The organism is Natronolimnobius baerhuensis (assembly GCF_002177135.1).
Classification (GTDB): Archaea; Halobacteriota; Halobacteria; order Halobacteriales; family Natrialbaceae; genus Natronolimnobius; species Natronolimnobius baerhuensis.
Window position 1 is genome coordinate 471,991 of record NZ_MWPH01000002.1, and the last position, 20,030, is coordinate 492,020.

Annotated in this window: 21 protein-coding genes and 1 tRNA gene; 14 read left to right on the forward strand and 8 right to left on the reverse strand. The window is 61.5% G+C overall.

The features are described from left to right. Positions 1-66: 66 nt before the first annotated feature. On the reverse strand, positions 67-1,323 hold the full coding sequence (locus B2G88_RS20175; RefSeq protein WP_087714541.1) for a glycoside hydrolase family 11 protein: 1,257 nt from the start codon (positions 1,321-1,323) through the stop codon (positions 67-69). A gap of 279 nt (positions 1,324-1,602) precedes the next feature. Here B2G88_RS20175 and purF point away from each other — a divergent pair, with 279 nt between their 5' ends. Together purF and B2G88_RS19530 are read left to right on the forward strand one after the other, a co-directional pair. Continuing rightward, positions 1,603-3,075, forward strand: a complete 1,473-nt coding sequence (gene purF, locus B2G88_RS08620; protein WP_054862872.1) for an amidophosphoribosyltransferase — start codon at positions 1,603-1,605, stop codon at positions 3,073-3,075. 101 nt (positions 3,076-3,176) lie between these two features. Then, positions 3,177-3,320, forward strand: coding sequence for a hypothetical protein (locus B2G88_RS19530; protein WP_176393204.1), 144 nt, complete (start codon positions 3,177-3,179; stop codon positions 3,318-3,320). Positions 3,321-3,423: 103 nt separating this feature from the next. Here the strand turns inward: B2G88_RS19530 and B2G88_RS08625 are convergent, their stop codons facing one another. Together B2G88_RS08625 and B2G88_RS08630 are read right to left on the reverse strand one after the other, a co-directional pair. Next, positions 3,424-3,987: a DUF420 domain-containing protein gene (locus B2G88_RS08625; protein WP_054862873.1), complete on the reverse strand. Its 564-nt coding sequence runs from the start codon at positions 3,985-3,987 to the stop codon at positions 3,424-3,426. 315 nt (positions 3,988-4,302) lie between these two features. After that, positions 4,303-4,387, reverse strand: a tRNA-Leu gene (locus B2G88_RS08630). A 140-nt stretch (positions 4,388-4,527) separates the two neighbouring features. On the opposite strand from B2G88_RS08630, the gene B2G88_RS08635 reads away from it, so the two are divergent. The 5 genes from B2G88_RS08635 (at position 4,528) to B2G88_RS08655 (ending at position 10,295) form a co-directional block, all read left to right on the forward strand. Further along, complete coding sequence (locus B2G88_RS08635) at positions 4,528-5,076, forward strand: helix-turn-helix domain-containing protein (protein WP_054862874.1); 549 nt, start codon at positions 4,528-4,530, stop codon at positions 5,074-5,076. Positions 5,077-5,153: 77 nt separating this feature from the next. After that, positions 5,154-6,086, forward strand: a complete 933-nt coding sequence (locus B2G88_RS08640; protein WP_087714542.1) for an alanyl-tRNA editing protein — start codon at positions 5,154-5,156, stop codon at positions 6,084-6,086. A 631-nt stretch (positions 6,087-6,717) separates the two neighbouring features. Then, complete coding sequence (locus tag B2G88_RS08645; RefSeq protein ID WP_087714543.1) at positions 6,718-7,785, forward strand: glucose 1-dehydrogenase; 1,068 nt, start codon at positions 6,718-6,720, stop codon at positions 7,783-7,785. Positions 7,786-7,865: 80 nt separating this feature from the next. Next, the gene (locus B2G88_RS08650) at positions 7,866-9,104 is read left to right on the forward strand and encodes a mandelate racemase/muconate lactonizing enzyme family protein (RefSeq protein WP_087714544.1); all 1,239 of its coding nucleotides are present in this window, start codon (positions 7,866-7,868) and stop codon (positions 9,102-9,104) included. Between the two features lie 72 nt (positions 9,105-9,176). Continuing rightward, a complete protein-coding gene (locus tag B2G88_RS08655; protein ID WP_087714545.1) occupies positions 9,177-10,295 on the forward strand; it encodes a S1C family serine protease in 1,119 nt (372 codons plus the stop codon). A gap of 9 nt (positions 10,296-10,304) precedes the next feature. Here B2G88_RS08655 and B2G88_RS08660 read toward each other — a convergent pair whose 3' ends face one another. Then, complete coding sequence (locus B2G88_RS08660) at positions 10,305-10,514, reverse strand: hypothetical protein (RefSeq protein WP_054862877.1); 210 nt, start codon at positions 10,512-10,514, stop codon at positions 10,305-10,307. A gap of 185 nt (positions 10,515-10,699) precedes the next feature. On the opposite strand from B2G88_RS08660, the gene B2G88_RS08665 reads away from it, so the two are divergent. From B2G88_RS08665 to B2G88_RS08675, 3 genes are all read left to right on the forward strand, one after another. Next, the gene (locus B2G88_RS08665; protein WP_087714546.1) at positions 10,700-10,879 is read left to right on the forward strand and encodes a protein translocase SEC61 complex subunit gamma; all 180 of its coding nucleotides are present in this window, start codon (positions 10,700-10,702) and stop codon (positions 10,877-10,879) included. Further along, positions 10,879-11,316 carry a transcription elongation factor Spt5 gene (locus B2G88_RS08670; RefSeq protein WP_054862878.1) on the forward strand — a complete coding sequence of 146 codons (438 nt, stop codon included), beginning with the start codon at positions 10,879-10,881 and terminating at the stop codon, positions 11,314-11,316. The genes B2G88_RS08665 and B2G88_RS08670 overlap by 1 nt, the downstream gene beginning before the upstream one ends. A 452-nt stretch (positions 11,317-11,768) precedes the next feature. After that, complete coding sequence (locus tag B2G88_RS08675) at positions 11,769-13,355, forward strand: HTTM domain-containing protein (RefSeq protein WP_087714547.1); 1,587 nt, start codon at positions 11,769-11,771, stop codon at positions 13,353-13,355. A 47-nt stretch (positions 13,356-13,402) separates the two neighbouring features. Here B2G88_RS08675 and B2G88_RS08680 read toward each other — a convergent pair whose 3' ends face one another. Then, a complete protein-coding gene (locus B2G88_RS08680) occupies positions 13,403-13,690 on the reverse strand; it encodes a DUF7565 family protein (RefSeq protein ID WP_054862879.1) in 288 nt (95 codons plus the stop codon). Positions 13,691-13,842: 152 nt separating this feature from the next. On the opposite strand from B2G88_RS08680, the gene B2G88_RS08685 reads away from it, so the two are divergent. Then, the gene (locus B2G88_RS08685; RefSeq protein WP_087714548.1) at positions 13,843-14,607 is read left to right on the forward strand and encodes a PHP-associated domain-containing protein; all 765 of its coding nucleotides are present in this window, start codon (positions 13,843-13,845) and stop codon (positions 14,605-14,607) included. Here B2G88_RS08685 and B2G88_RS08690 read toward each other — a convergent pair. From B2G88_RS08690 to B2G88_RS08700, 3 genes are read right to left on the reverse strand one after another with little or no spacing between them, the layout of a single operon-like run. Further along, positions 14,604-15,086, reverse strand: coding sequence for a DUF5615 family PIN-like protein (locus B2G88_RS08690; protein ID WP_054862880.1), 483 nt, complete (start codon positions 15,084-15,086; stop codon positions 14,604-14,606). The two genes, B2G88_RS08685 and B2G88_RS08690, sit on opposite strands and share 4 nt — an antisense overlap. A 30-nt stretch (positions 15,087-15,116) precedes the next feature. After that, positions 15,117-16,868, reverse strand: a complete 1,752-nt coding sequence (gene polX / locus B2G88_RS08695) for a DNA polymerase/3'-5' exonuclease PolX (protein WP_087714549.1) — start codon at positions 16,866-16,868, stop codon at positions 15,117-15,119. Next, positions 16,869-17,309, reverse strand: coding sequence for a DUF5788 family protein (locus B2G88_RS08700; RefSeq protein ID WP_054862881.1), 441 nt, complete (start codon positions 17,307-17,309; stop codon positions 16,869-16,871). It abuts the gene before it with no gap. Between the two features lie 144 nt (positions 17,310-17,453). On the opposite strand from B2G88_RS08700, the gene B2G88_RS08705 reads away from it, so the two are divergent. The 3 genes from B2G88_RS08705 to B2G88_RS08715 all read left to right on the forward strand — a co-directional run bounded on the left by B2G88_RS08705 (position 17,454) and on the right by B2G88_RS08715 (position 19,959). Next, positions 17,454-18,056, forward strand: coding sequence for a hypothetical protein (locus B2G88_RS08705; RefSeq protein ID WP_054862882.1), 603 nt, complete (start codon positions 17,454-17,456; stop codon positions 18,054-18,056). Positions 18,057-18,139: 83 nt separating this feature from the next. Continuing rightward, entirely contained in the window at positions 18,140-19,096 is a 957-nt protein-coding gene (locus B2G88_RS08710) for a rhomboid family intramembrane serine protease (RefSeq protein ID WP_087714550.1), read from the forward strand. 65 nt (positions 19,097-19,161) lie between these two features. Further along, positions 19,162-19,959: an endonuclease V gene (locus B2G88_RS08715; RefSeq protein WP_087714551.1), complete on the forward strand. Its 798-nt coding sequence runs from the start codon at positions 19,162-19,164 to the stop codon at positions 19,957-19,959. Positions 19,960-20,030 lie beyond the last annotated feature (71 nt).

The following is a 20,030-nucleotide window of genomic DNA, read 5'->3' on the forward strand; positions in this document are numbered from 1 at the left end:
ATTGAGAGGCCGGTGGCAAATGACAACCGGCAGTTTAGCGGTTCGCAGTGGCTTTCCGACGGTGCGTTAGACTGCTTCCCAGGGGCCCCATTGACTGGCTCCCGGTTCCTGATCTTGGGTCCACCACTGGGCTTCCCAGGTCGTGCCGTTGTGTGTGACGCGGTCGCCGTCGGTATAGATCTGGTCAGGGTCCCACGCGCCAGCGTCACCTGTCCCTGAGCCGTCATCGTTGCCGCCGTTGCCGTCGTTTCCGCCGGTATCTCCGTTTCCGGAGTCGCCGTTGGACCCGTCTGCGTCGCCGACTTCTTCCCAGGGACCCCACTGGTCGGTGCCGGGTTCCTGGTTCTGGGTCCACCACTGGGCCTCCCAGACGGTGCCGTCCCACGTGACCTGATCGCCCTCGGTGTACGTCTGATTCGGATCCCAGGTGTCGCCATCGCTTGGATCATCGCCAGGGTCGTCTCCGGGATCCTCACCTGGGTCGCCGCCAGGGTCGCCACCCGGGTCACCGCCACTGCCGTCGGTTTCACTGAACGAGACGGAGGCACTGTTTGCGCCCTGATAGCCGTAGGCTTCGACGGCCATGATCTGGTAGTCGTGACTCCCCAACTCGAGGCCGGCGCTCTCCCAGGCGTCGAAGTGGTTGCCGATGTTGATCGTCCCGCTGGTACGTGAGTTCTGGCGGATACTCCAGTACTGCGTGAACGTCGCCGTCCCCTCGATGGAGGGCTGTTCGATGCGCTCGGACGTGGCGATATCGTACGTGCCACCGTCGCTCTCGTGACTGCCGTGTTCCTCGTCGCCGGGCCGGTACGTCCCGTAGTTTTCGATAATGTAGTACTCGACGAGCGGATCTGTCGTCCAGCCGTAGAGACACAGGTAGGAGTTATCCGTCGGATTGTGCGTGGCGTCGTACTCGATTGTCCGTCGCCCGCCGGGGTTCCACCCCATCCCGACGACGAAATTGCCAGTGTCTTGCCAGTCGACGCTGTAACTGCCGGCCTCCTCGAGCGTCATCGAGACTGAGTCTTCGGTGTCGGTCCAGAACGAGACGAAGTGCCCGTCGTATTCGGTCTGCTGGTTCTCGGTGAGTGTTTCCTGGGCAGCAACTGGGGTCGCCATGGCTCCGGCACCGAGACCGGTCGCCGCAGCAGCCCCGACGGCCTGCAGGTACCCTCGCCGACCGAGTGCGTGCTGGTTGCCCGTTGTGGATTCGCTCGCTCGATTCTCACCCGGCATGAAGTCGGTCACACTCCGTGCCATATCGGTGAGGCTGGGTCGGTTCTCCGCCGAATCGTCGGTCTCACAGTCGTTGTTTGGCATACTGCAGCAGATTATTTCACACTATATCGTATAAAATTATTCTAGAAAAATAGTGAGGTACAGTGACGGACATGGCTGCTGACGCATCGAGAGTAACGCTTTCTAGACGGAGACCACCGAACACGTCGGTCAACGCAACTCTTAGATGTGTACACAAACGTGGATATATTCTCTCGAGAGGACCGTCGGTGGCCGCACAAACACGGGGATTTTTATCTGCCGAGCGCCCTACACTCTCCCATGACTGATGGGCGGGGCGAAACTCCCCGGCGAACAGGAATGACCGAGAAGTGCGGCGTCGTCGGCGTCTCACTTGACGGTCGAGCGGCGGCACGACCGTTGTATTATGCACTCTATGCACTCCAGCATCGCGGCCAGGAGTCCGCGGGGATTGTCACGCACGACGGCTTCCAGCAACACAGCCACGTCGAGATGGGCCTCGTCGGCGACGTCTTCGACGAAGACGACCTCGACGTACTGAATGGGTCTGCAGGGATTGGCCACGTCCGCTATCCAACCGCAGGCTCCGTCGATTCGTGCTGTGCACAACCGTTTTCGGTCTCGTTCAAAAGCGGCTCACTCGGCCTCTCACATAACGGTAACCTCGTCAACGCCGACGAGATCCGCGACGAACTCGCCGCTGTTGGCCACGCCTTTACCAGCGACGGCGACACCGAGGTCATCGCCCACGACTTAGCGCGCAACCTCCTCGAGGAGGACCTCGTGCGCGCGGTCAAACGGACAATGAATCGCATCCACGGGTCGTACTCGCTGACGATCAGCCACGACGATACGATTCTTGGCGTTCGCGACCCACAGGGCAATCGACCGCTCTGTATCGGCGAACTCGAGGACGGCTACATTCTCGCCTCAGAATCGTCGGCTATCGACACGCTCGATGGAGACCTCGTTCGCGATGTCAAGCCGGGCGAACTGATCGTCTTGCAAGAAGATGGCCAGGGCTTTGACTCCTACCAGCTCGTCGAACAGGAGAACACAGCCCACTGCTTCTTCGAGCACGTCTACTTTGCGCGCCCGGACAGCGTCATCGACGAGACGCTCGTCTACGAAGCGCGTCGAAATCTCGGCCGCAAACTCTGGGAGGAAAGCGGCGTCGAGACCGATGTCGTCATGCCGGTTCCTGACTCCGGACGCGCGTTCGCCTCGGGCTATGCAGACGCCGCAAGCGAGACGACCGCCGATGGCGACCCTCGCGACGAAAACGACAACGGTGTCGAGTTCGCCGAAGGCCTGATGAAAAACCGCTACGTCGGCCGGACGTTCATCATGCCCACGCAGGACGAACGTGAACGCGCCGTCCGCCTGAAACTCAACCCGATCAAATCCACAATCGAGGGCAAAACCGTCACCGTCATCGACGACTCGATTGTCCGCGGAACCACCTCCACACAACTCGTTCAGTTGCTCAAAGACTGTGGCGCAGAGGAGGTCCACGTCCGTATCGGAGCCCCCGCCATCGTTGCTCCCTGCTACATGGGCATCGACATGGCCACCCGCGAGGAACTCATCGCCGCCGGCAAGTCCACCGCCGATATCCGCGACGAGATCAGCGCTGACAGCCTCGCGTACCTCTCGACCGATTCCGTCGCCGAGGTGCTCGAGAACGACCGCGATGACCTCTGTCTTGGCTGTGTCACCGGCGAGTACCCCTACGATATCGAGGGCGAGGAAACCGACCGCGACGTGAATCGGCCGGAACTCGGTGGACAACCGATGTACGCCGACGATTAACCTGCGCCTGCGTTTCACTCGAGTCGCACGTTCAGATTCCGCGCGTTCAGATTCGCTCAAAACGTATCAATATTTAAGGGGTGAACACTCGACTATCCGCTATGACGATAGACGAGTTTCTCGAGGGCGAATCGCTGACCGGACGACAGGCGATGTTGATCTTCTTTGGCTTTTTGATCCTGATTGTCATCGCTGCGTTGTTCCTGATCACGTTCAGTGACTTCTTCCAGAATCTGGTCACGTAGGTAATAGGAATGCTCGTAGACATTCATAGATTCGCCTACTGAAACCGATTCACGGCCACGTCACGCCCTGATAGAAACAGCCGGTTGGCTACGAGAATCCCTCTCAGTAGACAACGTGTAACAGCACGTAGACGGCAATTCCAAGCGAAAACGAGACGAGCCAGAGCGTCGCCGCGTACCGCCCAACACGGGCGTGACTGGTCCGTCGCAATTCTGCGGTCGGATACGCACTCGCTAGCAACAGCGCATAGTACACGAGCGGGATGCAGACAACCGCGAGAAAGATATGAACGGCAAGTAGCGGGAGATAGACGAACTGATACACCGTTTCTGGACCAGGGAACGACTGTGGGCCACCCATCGCAACCAGGCGGTACAGATACAGCACTAGAAACGCCGCGAACAGGCCGAACGAGGCGACCATCGCGAGTCGGTGGCGCTCAATGTTCCCGCGGCGAATCGCTCGCCAACCCAGCATAATCGTCACGATTGCACTCGCACTGATCGCAACGTTGGCGTGTGGAATCGACTCGAGGACCCACTCGGGCGCGGCCGGTACGAGCGACGGCGGAATGCGCCCGCCTGCAGCCGCAAAGACGACTGCGAGCGAGACGACGCTGAGAATCGCCGTGAGCGGGCGAACCCGCTCTCGAGGCACGTACTCCATGTGTCAGGATTCGCCTGTGGGAGGAAAGCGGTTACTGTCCTCGCCACGCAATGGCGGAGTGACGCTTGGTACAGCCTCGAGGCAGTCACTCTCGTACTCGTAATTGACGGAAAATCAGCCGGACAGCACGGCGGCTGTCCAGTGTAGTTTCCTAAAGGATTATGCGTGGGTGATGTCCTCGAAGGGAAATCACCTGCATCGTTGTGCTCGGCGGTTACACCGTGTTTCACGGGTGCAAAGCACCCGTTCAACAACTCGCGGAACCTTCGGTTCCGCGCTCGCCTCGCTGTTGGTGGACTACGTCCACCCATGCGATGCGTGGGACCGGATTCGAACCGGCGGACCCCTACGGGACAGCGCCCTCAACGCTGCGCCGTTGGCCTGGCTTGGCTACCCACGCTCGCTGTGTCTTTCTTTTCCGCACTCATTCGTATCCAGTGTGATTATAAAAGCCCTTTCCTTTGTCTCCGGGCCTGCGGTGAGGTCACAGGGGACTCAACGGAGCGGTGATTTCAAATGCATCAGTTGCCAACAGCTACCATGGCTAAATACTCGACCGGTTCGTCTTCCAGTGGCGGTGGAACGAACTGTGAACTCTGTGGTGCCGAAAGCAACTCGCTCCGTCTGGCCTCGGTCGCCGGTGCCGAACTCGAGGTCTGTCCAGATTGTGCGCCCCATGACGACAACCAGAAGCAGAGCGGTTCGCGCGGGTCCGGCTCAGGTGCTGGCTCCGGTTCCGGCGCTGGGGCTGGCTCGTCCGGGCAGAGTGAGGAACAAAATCGCAAGAAGAAGGCGGCCCAGAACGTCGCAAAGGCGAACCCTGTCTGGGATGGCGACTCCGAGCACTGGGAAAAAGAGGGGACGAACTACAACGACGACCCGCTGCCGTACCTTGTCACGGACTACGGCGAGAGCCTCATCGAGGCCCGACAGGATGCGGGTCTCAAGCGTGAGGAACTCGCCGAGGAACTCGGCGCACGCGAGAAAGACCTCCTCGCCGTCGAACAGGGTCGCGCAACCCAGGCTGGAATCGGTGGCGGACTGATCGACGCACTCGAGGAGCGCCTCGACATCGAACTCGCGGAGTAATCGCGACCGGCAGGACGAGCGATGACGCTCGCCACTCGGCGAGCAGACTTTTAGTACCGGCCCACGCAGTCAAACCGATGACCGGGCAACGGGCGGCAGCGGAGCCCTACACCACGCGGTTCGAGACTGGAGTCACGGCAGTCGACGGGCGACGGGTCTGGCTCGAGCGCAGCTATTTCTACGGGGCAATCGGCGGCCAGCCCGCCGATCAGGGTCGCATCGCAGATACCGAGGTTGTCGACGTCGAGTACGTCGACGGCACACAGGTTCACGTTCTAGCAGAGGAACCTACGCTTCGAACCGGCCAGCGCGTGCTGTGTTCGATTGATTGGGCGTTTCGAATGTACTGCATGCGTGCACACACTGCGAGCCACGCGCTCTACGGTGCCGCCAGAGAATTGCTCGAGGACCTCGAACATGGCGGCCTCGAGTTCGACGGCGAGGACGCGGTTCGGGTGACACTCGAGACGACCACAGCGGTCGACGACGAGACGCTGCTCGCGTTGAACGAGCGACTCAATCGCGTCGTCTGGGAGTCCCGCCCAGTGTCGTGGGACACAATCTCGCTCGCGGAGGCACGCGAGCGCGACGACGTTGTGTTCACTGACGCGACCGAGGAGAGCGCTCAAGAGAACGGCCGCGTACGAGTCGTGACAATCGGCAGCGCCGACGAGAACGGGAATGGGTCTGGAACGAGTCGACTCAGCGGTGGCTTTACGGTTGGAAACGGCGGTGAGCCCTGGGATGTTGCGGCGTGCGGTGGCACCCACGTTAGAAATACGCGCGAGATCGGCCCCGTCACGATTCTTGGTCGGGTACCGACCGCGGCTGGCGCACTCGAGATCGACCTCGCGGTCGGCCAGCGCGCAATCGAACAGCGTACGGCCGAAAAGCGGGCCGCACTCACCGCCACACGGACGCTCGAGGCCAGCGTCGATGCCGTCCCGTCCGCACTCGAGCGAGCGTACGACCGCGACCCCACTGGTCCGGAGTCGTACACCGACGACTGAAATCCTGACGTAGTATCACACTACACATTGTAGCGTAGCGCGCGAGGGCTCGAATATGATTGGTCGACCCGCAGAGACAGAGAGCGTAGAGACCGCAGTGAGTTCGAAAGCGGTGACGGGTCGTCCCATCCTGATCCCCCATGATTCGTTGCCGTCCTCGCCGGGTCGTTCCCGGCGAACTATTGGCCCGTCGCCGAAGAGCAGTACGTCACGGCCGCTGCAGACCTCCCGGCTACCTACAGGGGCCTTCGCCACGCCGTCCTTCAACTTGCCCTGCACCGGACAACGGACACCGATCTCAAGGATTTCGAGGCCAACTCGGTCGACGATTCGTCGCGCTGGGAGGTAACTGGCGCTCACGTCTGTTGTGCGCCGGGTGGCGCGTAATTTCTATCCCACTCTTTTCAATTTGTCACCCAGCGGCGGCGACGACTGGACGGGAGTGGTATAGTAACAACTGCAACTATGTACACACTGATCGCCGACACGTCTGGTGATCAGGTGTGCAGTGACTTGCAGTGGCTACTATAATTGTACCGTCATCTGGTCGCGAACAGTCCGCACATCTCCGAGGAAACTATTTACTATTAACTGGGTAAATATTTTAACCGCTGGCGTTCTCAGTAGCGCTATGAAAGCTATCGCAGTGGAACCGGGGGCTGGCGAACCAGAGCTCATCGAGCGGCCCCGTCCCGACCCAGAACCCGGCGAGGCACTCGTTCGAACCCTCCGCGTGGGTGTCGACGGCACCGATCACGAAGTGATCGCAGGTCATCACGGCAACCTCCCGGATGGTGCGGATCGGCTCGTGCTCGGTCACGAAGCCGTCGGCGTCGTCGAGGACCCGAACGGCACTGCTCTCGAGGCTGGCCAGATCGTCGCGGCAACCGTGCGCCGGCGGCCAAACGGTGTCGACAACGAGTACTTCGCGCGTGGCGAACCCGACATGGCACCAGCAGGCAAGTATGTCGAACGCGGGATCGTCGGCGCAGACGGCTTTATGGCGGAGTACTTCACGAGTCCCGCTGACGCGCTCGTGCCCGTCCCCGACGAGTACGCCTCGCTTGGCTTTCTCGTCGAACCGATCAGTATCTCCGAGAAGGCACTCGAGCACGCACTCGCCTCACGGGCGGCGTTCGACTGGCACCTGGATACGGGCCTCGTCCTCGGCAACGGCTCGCTCGGCCTGATCACGCTCGCGATGCTCGAGGCGAGCGAGATCGAGCGCACCTACTGTCTCGGCCGACGCGACCGGCCCGATCCGACAATCGAGATGATCGAGGAACTAGGCGGGACGTACATCGACTCGCGCGAGACGCCGGTCTCCGAGGTCGCCGCCGAGTACGAGGGCATGGACCTCGTCTACGAGGCCACGGGCTACGCGAAACACGCCTTCGAGACGGTCGACGCGCTCGCGCCAAACGGCGTCGGCGTCCTCCTCGGCGTGCCCGACGACTGGGACTTTGAGGTCGACGGCGGCCGACTCCACCAGGAACTCGTGCTTCACAACAAGGCGCTACTCGGGACCGTCAACTCCCATCGCGGCCACTTCGAGGCTGCCGTCGACACCCTCGCGCAGTTGCCCGAGTGGTTCACCGACGACCTCGTCACCGGCGTCTACGGCCTCGAGGAGTTTGATCACGCCTTCGAGACCGGCGACGACGTGATCAAGACGGCCATCGAGTTCTCGAGTCGCTAGGGGAGCCGCTTGGGTCTCCTTCGAGACAGTCAGTCGGCAGGATAGAAACAATTACTACCTTTGGAGTAAGTGTTTGGGCTATGGGAGTCGATTATTCGAGTCTGCACGATCCGAACGCGGAGTATACGATGCGGGAGCTGTCCGCCGAAAACATGAACGTCACGCGCGAGCGCGGGGGCGGCCGTGACGTCGAAATTACCGACATCCAGACGACAATGGTCGACGGAAACTTCCCGTGGACGCTCGTGCGCATCTACACCGATGCGGGCGTCGTTGGCACCGGCGAAGCCTACTGGGGCGCTGGCGTCCCCGAACTCACCGAGCGGATGAAGCCGTTCCTCGTCGGCGAGAACCCACTCGATATCGACCGACTCACCGAGCACCTCGTCCAGAAGATGTCCGGCGAGGGCTCGATTGCCGGCGTCACCATCACCGCCATCTCCGGCATCGAAGTCGCCCTGCACGACCTCGCGGGCAAGATTCTGGACGTGCCGGCCTACCAACTCCTTGGTGGCAAGTACCGCGACGAGATGCGCGTCTACTGTGACTGCCACACCGAAGAAGAGGCCGACCCAATCGCCTGCGCCGACGAGGCCGAACGCGTCGTCGACGAACTCGGCTACGACGCGCTGAAGTTCGACCTCGACGTGCCCTCGGGCCACGAGAAAGATCGCGCGAACCGCCACCTGCGCGGCCCGGAAATCGAGCACAAAGCGAGCATTGTCGAGGCCGTCACCGAACGCGTCGGCTCGCGTGCCGACGTCGCCTTCGACTGTCACTGGACGTTCTCCGGCGGCAGCGCGAAGCGACTCGCCGAGCGACTCGAGGAGTACGACATCTGGTGGCTCGAGGACCCCGTCCCGCCGGAGAACCACGACGTACAACGGGAGGTCACGCAGTCGACGACGACGCCGATTACGGTCGGCGAGAACGTCTACCGCAAACACGGCCAGCGCCGACTGATCGAAGAGCAGGCCCTCGACATCATCGCGCCGGACATGCCGAAAGTCGGCGGCATGCGCGAGACGGTCAAAATCGCCAACCTCGCGGACATGTACTACATGCCGGTCGCGATGCACAACGTCGCCTCGCCGGTGTCGACGATGGGCAGCGCCCACGTCGGCGCGGCGATTCCGAACTCGCTCGCTGTCGAGTACCACTCCTACGAACTCGGCTGGTGGGAGGACTTAGTCGAAGAAGACGTCATCGAGGACGGCTACATCGAAATCCCCGAAAAACCGGGTCTCGGCGTGACGCTCGACATGGATGTCGTCGCAGACCACATGGTCGAGGGCGAAGACCTCTTCGACGAAGCGTAGAACGCAGATTTCGGTCTCGAGTAGCCGTTTCCGGCCGTTGTTTTATACGTCTCGTCGGTGTCAAACGCTCTAATGTCGGACCACCAGCAGGCACACCGTTCCCGCCGCCGAGTTCTCTGTGGCCTTGGTGCCACCGTTGTGGCGAGTGCGTTCGGAACATCAGCCACAGCAGCGACGGTGCGAACGCGCCAGGATGGAACCGATGACACTGACGGCCTGAACGGAGATGCAGACACAGCCGGTCGCTACGCAGACATCTACGAAGAGGTCATCGACGACGTTGTCCTCGTCACTGTCGGCGGCCCGGAAGACGAGGGCCCTGAAGGAATGGGTTCGGGCTTCGTCCTCGAGGACGATTACGTCGTCACCAACAACCACGTCGTCGGCGACGCATCCGAGGTCGAACTGCAGTTTAGAGACGAACAGTGGACAACAGCTGAAGTCGTCGGCACGGACGCCCACAGCGATATTGCGGTTCTGGACCCTGAAGAGGTTCCTGACGCGGTCGACGGACTCTCGTTCGTCGAGGAAACGCCGACGATTGGACAGGAGGTCCTCGCTCTCGGGAACCCGCTTGGCTTTGACGCCTCGATCACCCAGGGCATCGTCAGCGGTGTCGACCGGTCGCTGCCGAGTCCAACCGGCTTTTCGATCCCGGCAGCGATCCAGACCGACGCCTCGCTCAACCCCGGCAACAGCGGCGGCCCACTTGTCACCCTCGAGGGTGAGGTCGTCGGCATCGTCTTTGCGGGTGCGAGCCAGACGATTGGGTTTGCAATTTCGGCGCAACTGGCCGACCGTGTCGTTCCCGAACTGATTGAGACTGGCGAGTACACCCACCCCTACATGGGTGTTGGCGTCCTGCCAGTCGATCCTGTTCTCGCCGACGCCAACGACCTCGAGGAGGCCCGCGGCGTCTTAGTCACCGAAATCGTCCCGGGCGGGCCCGCCGATGGCGTCCTCGAGGCAGCGGACGGGGGAACCGTCACTGGCGACACCGTGATTCCAACTGGGGGCGACGTCATCGTCGCCATTGAAGACGAACCGATACCCAATCAAGACGCACTCTCAGCGTCTCTCGCCCTCGAGACCTCGCCGGGCGACAGTATCGATCTCGAGGTTATCCGCGATGGCGAACGCGAAACGGTCGACCTAGAACTCGAGGAGCGCCCGGCCGTTGATGGCCCCTGACGCTGTGCGTTACTCGTCTGCTTCGTCCGCTTCGTCGCCGGTTTCTGCGTCCTCGAGATCCTCGAGATCCTCGTTTCGTGGGGCGTTCTGTGTACCGAGATCGTCGTCGCCGTCGTCGGCCTCGTCCGGATCGCGGTCGATTCGCTCGAGTTCGTCTTCGATTTCGGCGGTGCGTTCTGCGTCGCGTTCGTTTTGACGGTCTTGGTCGTCGTCAGCCATCTGTCCAATCGGGTCGCCGGCGGTTTGGGCCGCAGGCCGTCGTATGCAACGTCGATATGCCTCGTTGGCCGTCAACTGCTTCTCGAGCGGTCAGTCTGAGATGGTCGTCTCGAGCAGTGATTCGATCCAATTACCCAGCGGACACGAAAGACAGATAAAAGACGCCCCGCTGTGAATAGACATATATGGACGTTCCGTACGATCTCACCTCGTACGTGCGGGTGTTAAAAATGGCGACGACACCCACCACCGAGGAATTCACGCAGGTAGCGAAAATCGCCGGTGCAGGGATCCTATTCGTTGGATTCATCGGCTTCATCATTGGCACGCTCATGCTGGTCCTTCCAGCGGGTGGTGGGCTCTAATGGGTATTTTCGCCGTCAAGACGACCGCGAGCCAAGAACGCACTGTCGCGGACATGATTATCAACCGCGAGGAGCCGGAGATTCACGCCGCGCTCGCGCCCGACTCGCTCACGTCGTACGTGATGGTCGAAGCTGAGGGTAACTCCGCCTTGAATCGCGTGCTCGAGGATATTCCCCACGCCCGGACTATTGTCCCCGGGGAGTCCGACATTTCGGAAGTAGAGCATTTCCTCTCGCCGAAACCAGACGTCGAGGGAATCGCAGAAGGCGACATCGTGGAACTCATCGCCGGGCCGTTCAAAGGTGAGAAAGCGCAGGTCCAGCGCATCGACGAAGGCAAAGACCAGGTGACCGTCGAACTGTACGAGGCGACGGTTCCGATTCCAGTAACGGTTCGGGGCGACCAGATTCGGGTGCTCGACAGCGACGAGCGATAGCGAGTCGGAAAGTTTTATACTAAATTTTGCAAGGAGTGGTTCCAGAGCGGAGCGATGGAACCCGACGCAGTAAAATTTAGCCACGTGACGGTTCGGGGCGACCAGATTCGGGTGCTCGACAGCGACGAGCGCTAACGCGCTTGTCAAGGAGTCAGCGCGGTGACACCGCGCTGAATATTCCGACGAGCGGTAGTGAGTCGGTTCGCTCGGCGCGATCCGTTAGGAGAGCGCCGAGGACGTTTTGTACTACATTTTGCAAGGAGCGGCGAGCGAACACCGAGAACCGAAGACGTTTTTCACTATTTTTCACCAGTAGTCTGTTCTTCACAAGATATATATGAGCGCGATTCTCACGCTCATTCGTGTCGCCCGACCTGAACGTCACCCTCCACTGAGCGCGCACAGTCCCACCTGCGCGTGCTCGAGTTCACGTCGGCTGACCAGCCCTCGCAATGAGCGTCGAGCGCCCGGTCCCCCACCAGACAGTCACCAAGTACGCGATGCGATACTGGGAGCTGTGTCTCCCGATTCGTCGCGGCGTTCGGACACGGTTCGAAATTGATACGCGAGCGCTCGCTGTCCTCCGGATCTCGCTCGGGCTGATTCTACTTGCCGACCTGATCCACCGCGCAGGCAGCCTCGAGGTGTATTATACTAATGCCGGTGTGCACCCAGTCTCGCTGTACGAGTCGTCGTACAGCCGATATACTGGACTCTCCCTTCACGCACTTTCGGGCGATTTGTGGTTCCAGCAACTGTTGTTCGTCGTCGCCGGTATCGTTGCGGTGGCGTTCATCGTCGGTTATCGAACGCGACTCGTCGGTGTCATCTCACTCGTCCTGTTGATCTCGTTGCACGCGCGCAATCCAGCGGTGCTCAACGGCGGCGACCGACTGCTGCGCGTGTTGTTGTTTGTCGCTCTCCTTGCTCCACTCGGCGAACGGTGGTCACTCGATGCGCTCCGACGGGGCCGCGCGCGCTCAAAAGTAGTTGGCTTCGCGACGGCCGCCCTGTTGCTCCAACCACTGGTCGTGTTCACCCAGAATGCGATCCTCAAACACGAGGGTGACACCTGGTACAGCGGCGAGGCAGTCGGGATTGCACTCGCAAACGACGAGATGACGATCCTGCTCGGAAACGCTCTCCAGGAGTACGGAACGTTGCTCGAGGCGCTCACCTGGGGCTGGGTGTTCCTGCTGAGTGGCTCAATTCTCTGCCTGTGGCTGACGACCGGCTGGCTGCGGGTGTGTTTCGTGGGCATCTATCTGAGCGCGTTCGCCGGAATGCTCGTCTCGATGTCCGTCGGCCTGTTCCCGTTTGTCCTTGCGGCCTCGGTCGTCCCGTTTTTGTCCACGCCGTTCTGGAACACGCTTGCTCGGTTGGTTCCCTCGAGCAGAGCCAACTGGCGTCCGCGCGCAGCGACGCTGGGACCGCTGGCTCGAGCGCCGGTCGAACGGCGTGTCCTCGCTTCGCTTCGAGAGCGGGGCTATGACTCGGCGGCCTCGTTTGCGATTTCGTACGGCCGCTCGTTGCTGACTATCGCCAGCGTGCTCGTCCTCGTCTGGATGCTCCTGTTCGCTGGGACCCACGCCAGCGACTACGAGGTGCCAGCCGAGATTGACTCACCGCATCTCGATGAGCAGCGCTGGGGGCTATACACGCCGGATCCGTCGGAATCCTACGGCTGGTTCACGGTTGAAGCCGGGTTCGAAAACGAGTCGACAGTCGAGGCTTTCGAGGGCGGCGATATTGCCGCTGACCGACCACCGGATGCCGCTGCGGAGTACGACTCGTTCCGGGAACGAAAGTACCTCGAGGACGTTCGTAGCTCCGGGCGAGGCGAAACAAACGGGCTCATCGCGCGAAACTACGCGGACCACGCGTGCGTCCGCGCTGTAGACACCCACGGCGAGGCTGTCGAGACAGTGACGGTCTACCGGATGATCCAGTCCAGTCCGGTCGACGGCGAATACGAGGACCCGCGCCCGCTGACGGTGATTGAGTGGGACTGCACCGCGTCGGAACCGCTCGATGAATAAGGCGCGAAGTGACTACGCGGACCGAACACGGGCTGGCGAGTGATGACTCACCGCTTCAGTTCGGTCGCAATCGCTTCCAGATCAGCGACGTCTTCGATCTCCTCGAGAAGTGCTTCCCGTTCTCGGACGTCGGCAGAGTCCGCACCGTAGGCGCGGACGTATTCGGCGCGGCTGTGTTCGGTGAACGCGTGTCGGATTGCGATGTAGCCGTCAGGGACAACAGTCCCACAGACTTTGCACTCTGGGCGTTCGTGTTCGGTTGCCTGATGGATAATCGCCGACTCGGCGTCCTCGAACACCGACCCACAGCCGTTGATTCCGCATTCCCAGGCCATTCGTTCGACACATCTCGGTGCCGGCCTAATGGTCTTTTCGCAGTAATCCTGTCTGATATAACACGTTTCAGCGAGCAGAATCGCTGTCAGTGGTGTACTGGACGTAACGGGGAATCAGAACCCATAACTCACCGGTCTCGAAAAGAAGGGGCGTGAGCGACGGAGTGAAGGCGACGGTCGATTGCCACGTGAAAATTCTCAATGAGGCTGTCGTTGAGCGAGCGAAGCAGGCCGGCCTCGACGTACTCGTCTATGCACCTCATTTTACACGCCTGCCCGAAATTCGTGACCAAGCGTCGGCCTATTCGGACGACGACCTCCTTGTCGTCCCCGCACGCGAGGTCTTTACTGGCTCGTGGCGCAACCGCAAACACGTCCTCGCAATCGGTCTCTCCGACCCCGTTCCGGACTTTATCTCGCTCGAGGCAGCGATGGCCGAATTCGACCGACAAGATGCGGCGGTGCTCGTGCCACATCCGACATTTGCCACCGTGTGTCTCTCGGAAACAGACATCGCACAGTACGCCGAGATGATCGACGCTCTCGAGACGTTCAACCCGAAGCATTTGCCGTTTCACAATCGTCGCGCCCGAGCGCTTGCACGCGAGTACGATCTTGCGCCGTTTACCTCCTCGTACGCCCACCTCTCGCGGACAGTCGGCACAGCCTACACCGTCTTCGAGACCGCAATCGACACTGAGACGGACCTTCTCGAGGCCCTCCACGACCCCGCGCCACGCCGGATCGCCCACGAAACCGGCCTCGAGCGCTGGGAAACGACGGCCAGCGAACTGGCCCATCTTGGCTACGAGAACACCTGGAAGAAGGTAGATCGACTCTTTTTGTCGGGGACGGAACCAACGCACCCGAACCATATCGCCTATGAGGGCCGGTTCGACGACGTGTCTGTCTACTAAGTGAGTGAGTCGTCTGTGCCGCTCGCAGTCACCCGCGAAAGTGTTTCTGCAACTCGGACCCAGTGACTGCCGCGCCAGAAGTGCTGGTCGCAGTCATGGCAGCGCCATACGTCTATTTCGTCGGGATCCGGGGCGTACTCAGGCGTTGTCGCCGTCCGGGTGACCACCTCGAGCGCCCCGTTGCACCGCCCGCAAAACTGCGGCTCGTCTGCGAGTTCGAGTTCAACGCCGGCTGCAGCGAGTTTTTCGAGTTGAGCTTCGACATCGCGTGCCTCGAGCAAAATTGAGCCAGGCGACTCCACAGCGCGGGCCGCGAGGTCGACATCTCGCGTGACGACCGTTCGATCCTCTTCGCGTGCGAGTGCCAGGAGGGCGTCGTCAGACTCGAGGCCGCGCTCGCCGGCGTAGACGGTGTCGTGGTTGCACATTCGAAGGTACGCAACGAGACCGCCGCACATGACGTCGAGGAGTACTCGCATGACTGGTGGGAAGAGACGCCGAAACGGCCGTTAGTGCAGGAACTCGCGCAGTTTCTCGAGGTCCCAAGTGTTGATCACGTCCGCAGGTTCGGCCCACCCGCGTCGGGCGGTGTGGACGCCCCAGCGCATGTACTCGAGCGTCGAGGGCTGGTGAGCGTCCGTATTGATCGAGATTGGTGCTCCCTCCTCGAGGGCCGCCTGAACGGCGCTGCCCCACAGATCCAGCCGGCGAGGATTGGCGTTGACCTCGAGGGCCGTGTCGTGTTCCGCGGCTGCCCGTCCGAGCGCGGTGCCATCGAACTCGAGACCTGAGCGCTCGTTGAGCATGCGGCCGCTGGGGTGGCCGAGCACGTCGACCGCGCGGTTTTCGACGGCGGTGACGAGCCGGTCGGTTGCGGTTTCGGCGTCCTGATCGAGCGCGCTGTGGGGCGAAGCGACGATCACGTCGAGGGCGTCGATCACCTCCTCAGTGAGGCCGATCTCGCCCGCAGCGTCGACGTTGGCCTCAATTCCGGCGAGGACCTCGATATCGACTGCGGCGGCGACTTCACGAATCTGCTCGACTTGCTCGAGAATTTCGGTGTCGGAGAGGCCCATTCCGCCGACGATACCGGGGCCTTCGGCGTGGTCGGCGACGCCGTAGAACTCGTAGCCCAAGTCGGCAGCGGCCTCGACCATCGCCTCGATGGACGTGTTGCCGTCGGACCACTCGGTGTGGGTGTGGAGATCGCCGTGGATGTCCTCGCGCGTGATGAGGTCGGGGAGGGCGTCGTTTGCCGCGGCCTCGATTTCCCCGCGGTCCTCGCGCAGTTCGGGCGGGATCCACGGCAAGCCGAGCGATTCGTACATGCCTTCCTCGGTCTCGCCTGCGACGCGGTCGCCGATGCGTTGCCCTCCGTCTGCGTCGTCGACGCCAGAGACGTCGAAGGCCCCGTACTCGTTTAATTTCATCCCGCGGTCGATTGCGTAGTTTCGAAGGGTGACGTTGTGGTCCTTGCTCCCCGTAAAGTACTGCAGGGCGGAGCCGAACTCCTCGGGGACGACGACGCGCAGGTCGACGCGAACCTCGCCGACGCGGACGCTCGCCTTTTCGGGACCTGACTCAATCTCGCTGTCGACGGAATCCCAATCGGTGAACGCGTCGATTACGTCCTCGCCAGCATTCGTGCCGACGAGGACGTCCACGTCGCCGATTGTCTCCCGCCAGCGCCGGATCGAGCCCGCGACCTCACACCGCTCGACGGCCTCGAGTCCCTCCAGAAAGCCGAGCACGTCGTCGGCGAGCGGACGGCCCTCACCGAGTAGGTGGCGCTGGCCGACCTCGCGGGCGAACTCGAGGTTCTCGCGGATATTTTCCTCAGTCTTCGGGCCGAATCCCTTGATTTCCTGAATTTCGCCGGCTTCGGCGGCGTCCTCGAGATCGTCGAGCGTTTCGATGCCGAGTTCCCGGTACAATTTTCCGGCCGTCTTCGGGCCGACACCCTCGATGCGGGTGATGTCTGCGATATCGATTGGCAACTCGGCATGGAGGTCCTCGAGTTCCTCGATTGCCCCTGTGTCGACGTACTCGACGATCTTCGACGAAATCGCATCGCCGACGCCGTCAATTTCCTCGAGAACTTCTTCGTCGCCGGCTTCGATCCGGTCAGCAATGGGAACTGGGTGGGCGCGGATGTTCTCCGCCGCACGGCGGTAGGCACGTGGTTTGTACTCCACGTCGTCGGCCTCGAGTAGGTCCGCAAATTCCTCGAAGCGGCCGGCGATTTCGGCGTTTGTCGCCATCTAGCGCCCCCTCCGTGTGCCCGCGTCGTCGTCCTGTCCCAGCGCCTTCTTGAGGAAGGACATCCAGCGCTTCGTGTCAGCCGCTTGCTGGACTTTCTGCTCGCGCTCGAGGTTCGTCGGGCCGAGACTCTCTAAGGCGTTCAACGCGCGGTCGATGCCGATGATGCTCCCGGCGAGTTCCTCGCCCTCTTCGCGGGAGATATCTCCTTCCTCGATTAGCTCGAGGCGCTCGTTGCGTTCACGCCGCAGGTTCTGTTTTGCTTGCTCGACGCGGTCGCGTTCGCCGGCCGGCACCGTCTCGCGGCGCTTGATCTCGAAGACGAACGTCCGGAGGTCGAGTTCCTCACCCTGAACCTCGATGGTCTCCGGGATGTCCGCACCGACGGTCGCACCGTCGCGCTCGACGCGCTCGAGCAGTTGCTTGCGCTCGTATGCTTGCACGTCCCGATATGGGGTCCGGGGAGCCAAAAGTGTACAGTCCGTGGCCGACTGGCCGACTCGACATATCGTGGTGCGACTCCGGAAATCAATCGTCGGGAGATGAAAGACAGAACACCTTTAGTGTTCATCGAGCAACAAAAATTAATGGCTGATTCCGGGGAACGCAGGGACGATATCGTCGATAGCGCGCATGCGGGACCAAGCCACGGATTCGACGCGTTTGATATGAAGGTGTTCGTCGGAGGCGCGCTCCTCATCGGTTTCGCCATCGGCGCGGTCGCTGCCGGTGGCCTGTCGATTCTGGATGGGACACCACCAGACCCCGAGATCGAATCCGTCGAAATCGTCGATTCCGGGTGTTACGAGGACGTGACTCCGTACTCGAAATCAAGCAGTAGCGGCGTCTGGGTCGGGGTGATCAACGAAACGTCGACACAGACAGAGGTCTCCGCCCAGATTCGGCGGCCGTCTCCGGACGATGCGACAGTCGCCACGTACCGCGTCGACCTCGAGACGCACAACACGTCGGTTGAGGACGACGAGTGTCTCGGCCGTATCATCTACCGAGTCGAGTACGATACGCCGTACCCTGATGCTGCAGACGCGATGCGGACCGAACGGTATGTCGACGGCGATCTCCGTGGGTGCGGGAGTTCGAGCAGTGGACCGGAGACAGGGTGTGGCGTCTTCTACGAGGACCAGCCGACTCACTACTCCAACGGAACAGTCACCGACGAATCGCTGTGAATTGTTCGTCACCGCTCGGTCGCTCTCACAGTGTGCAACACGAACCCCAAATCCCTTAGCGGTGCCACACATACCCCCGGGCAATGGCCAAGTGCGACGTGTGTGGGGAGGATGAAAATATGCCGTACAACTGTCGCCACTGCGGCGGCACCTACTGCGGTGACCACCGATTACCGGAAAATCACAACTGTACCGGCCTCGAGAACTGGAACGACCCGAAAGGCGTCTTCGATAGCGGGTTCGACGACAGCGTGCAAGCTGGCTCGAGTGCGTCAAAATCGACGTCACAGAAGGTGCTCGATGCTGTTCCAATCGATACCGGTCCCGGCGGCCCGTTGGCGTACTTCCGGGGCAATGCAACCTATACAATTCTCCTGCTGATCTGGATCACGTGGGCTGCGCAGATGCTTGTGGCCTCCCTTGGTGGCTCGAATCTTTACCGGTCGGTGTTCGTGCTGACGCCCCAGAATCCGGAGTTCGTTTGGACATGGGTCACGTCGACCTTTTCACACGCGCTGCCGCCTAGAATTTTCCACATCGTCTTCAACAGTATTGTGATATTCTTCTTCGGACCGCTCGTCGAGCGCTACGTCGGCTCGAAGAAGTTTGCAATTCTGTTCGTCATCAGCGGTGCGCTTGCCGGTCTCGGACAGGTTGCGATTCAGATTTCCCAAGGCCTTGCGGAGACTCCCTTCGGCGGCGTTGTTGGAGCCAGCGGTGCTGCACTCGCGATCATGGGCGTTATCACTGTTCTCAACCCGAACCTCCGGGTCTACCTCATGATGATTATCCCGATGCCACTGTGGGCCCTCACCGCCGGTATCGCGTTCATCAGCATCTTCTTCGTCGGAACAGGTGGTGGTGGAAATATCGCACACGCAGCCCACCTTATCGGACTGCTCATCGGGCTTGCCTACGGTGAGTACATCAAGCGAACGAAAAACATCCGAACCCCAAGCCAGTTGCAACTCGGCGGTGGCGGTCCCGGAGGTCCCGGCGGCCCAGGCGGTCCGGGCGGCCCCGGCCGCCGTCGCTTCTAAGCGCTCGAGCACACCCTGTTTGCAACCCAACAACTGATTTTCTCCCGGTCACAACGTCCCCATCGATGACCAGCCCTCGCCCTGACCTCGAGCCCGACGCCTCCCTCTCGAGAGCCGAGATGGAGTCACTCCAGCGCGACATTGCGGCAGCCGCGGTGTTCGACGACGACCTCGCGTTCGATCCGACGCTGCTGTCGAATCCGCTGGCTGCGGCCGCGGGCGGTGCGGACGGCGACCAGCCAATCGTCGCCGGCGTCGATCAGTCGTTTTTGACGAACGACGAGGGCGAGCAAGACCGCGCGCTCAGTGCCGTCGTCGCCATGCAAGGCGGGGAGGTGCTCGAGCGAGTCCACGCGATTACGCCACTCGAGAGTCCCTACATTCCGGGCTTGCTCTCCTTTCGCGAGGGACGGCCGATTCTGGCGGCGCTCGAGAAGCTCTCCGTCGACCCCGATCTCCTGCTGTTCGACGGCAGCGGACGCATTCACTTCCGGCAGGCAGGCATCGCGACGCACATGGGCGTCGTACTGGACGTGCCAGCTATTGGGATCGCAAAGAGTCTGCTCTGTGGCGAGCCACGCGAGGACACGGCGGATCGCTCGGAAGGGACACGCATCGCCATCGAGGCGGACGACTCCGTCGACGCACCTGCAGGGACTGTCCTCGGCTACGCCGTCCAGACCCGCCAGTACGACTCGCCGAATCGCTACATCAACCCGCTGTACGTCAGCCCCGGCCACCGTGTCGGCGCGGAGACGGCAGCCGACATCGCGCTCGCGCTGGCCGCGTCGTACAAACTGCCAGAGCCCGTTCGACTCGCCGATAGCGAAGCAACGGCGGCGAAACCGGGCGGTGAGGACTAACCGTGTCGTCCCAAGTCGACAGCCAACCTGACAGTCCGCTTGGCGAGACAAACCGTCGATACTTAGGTATC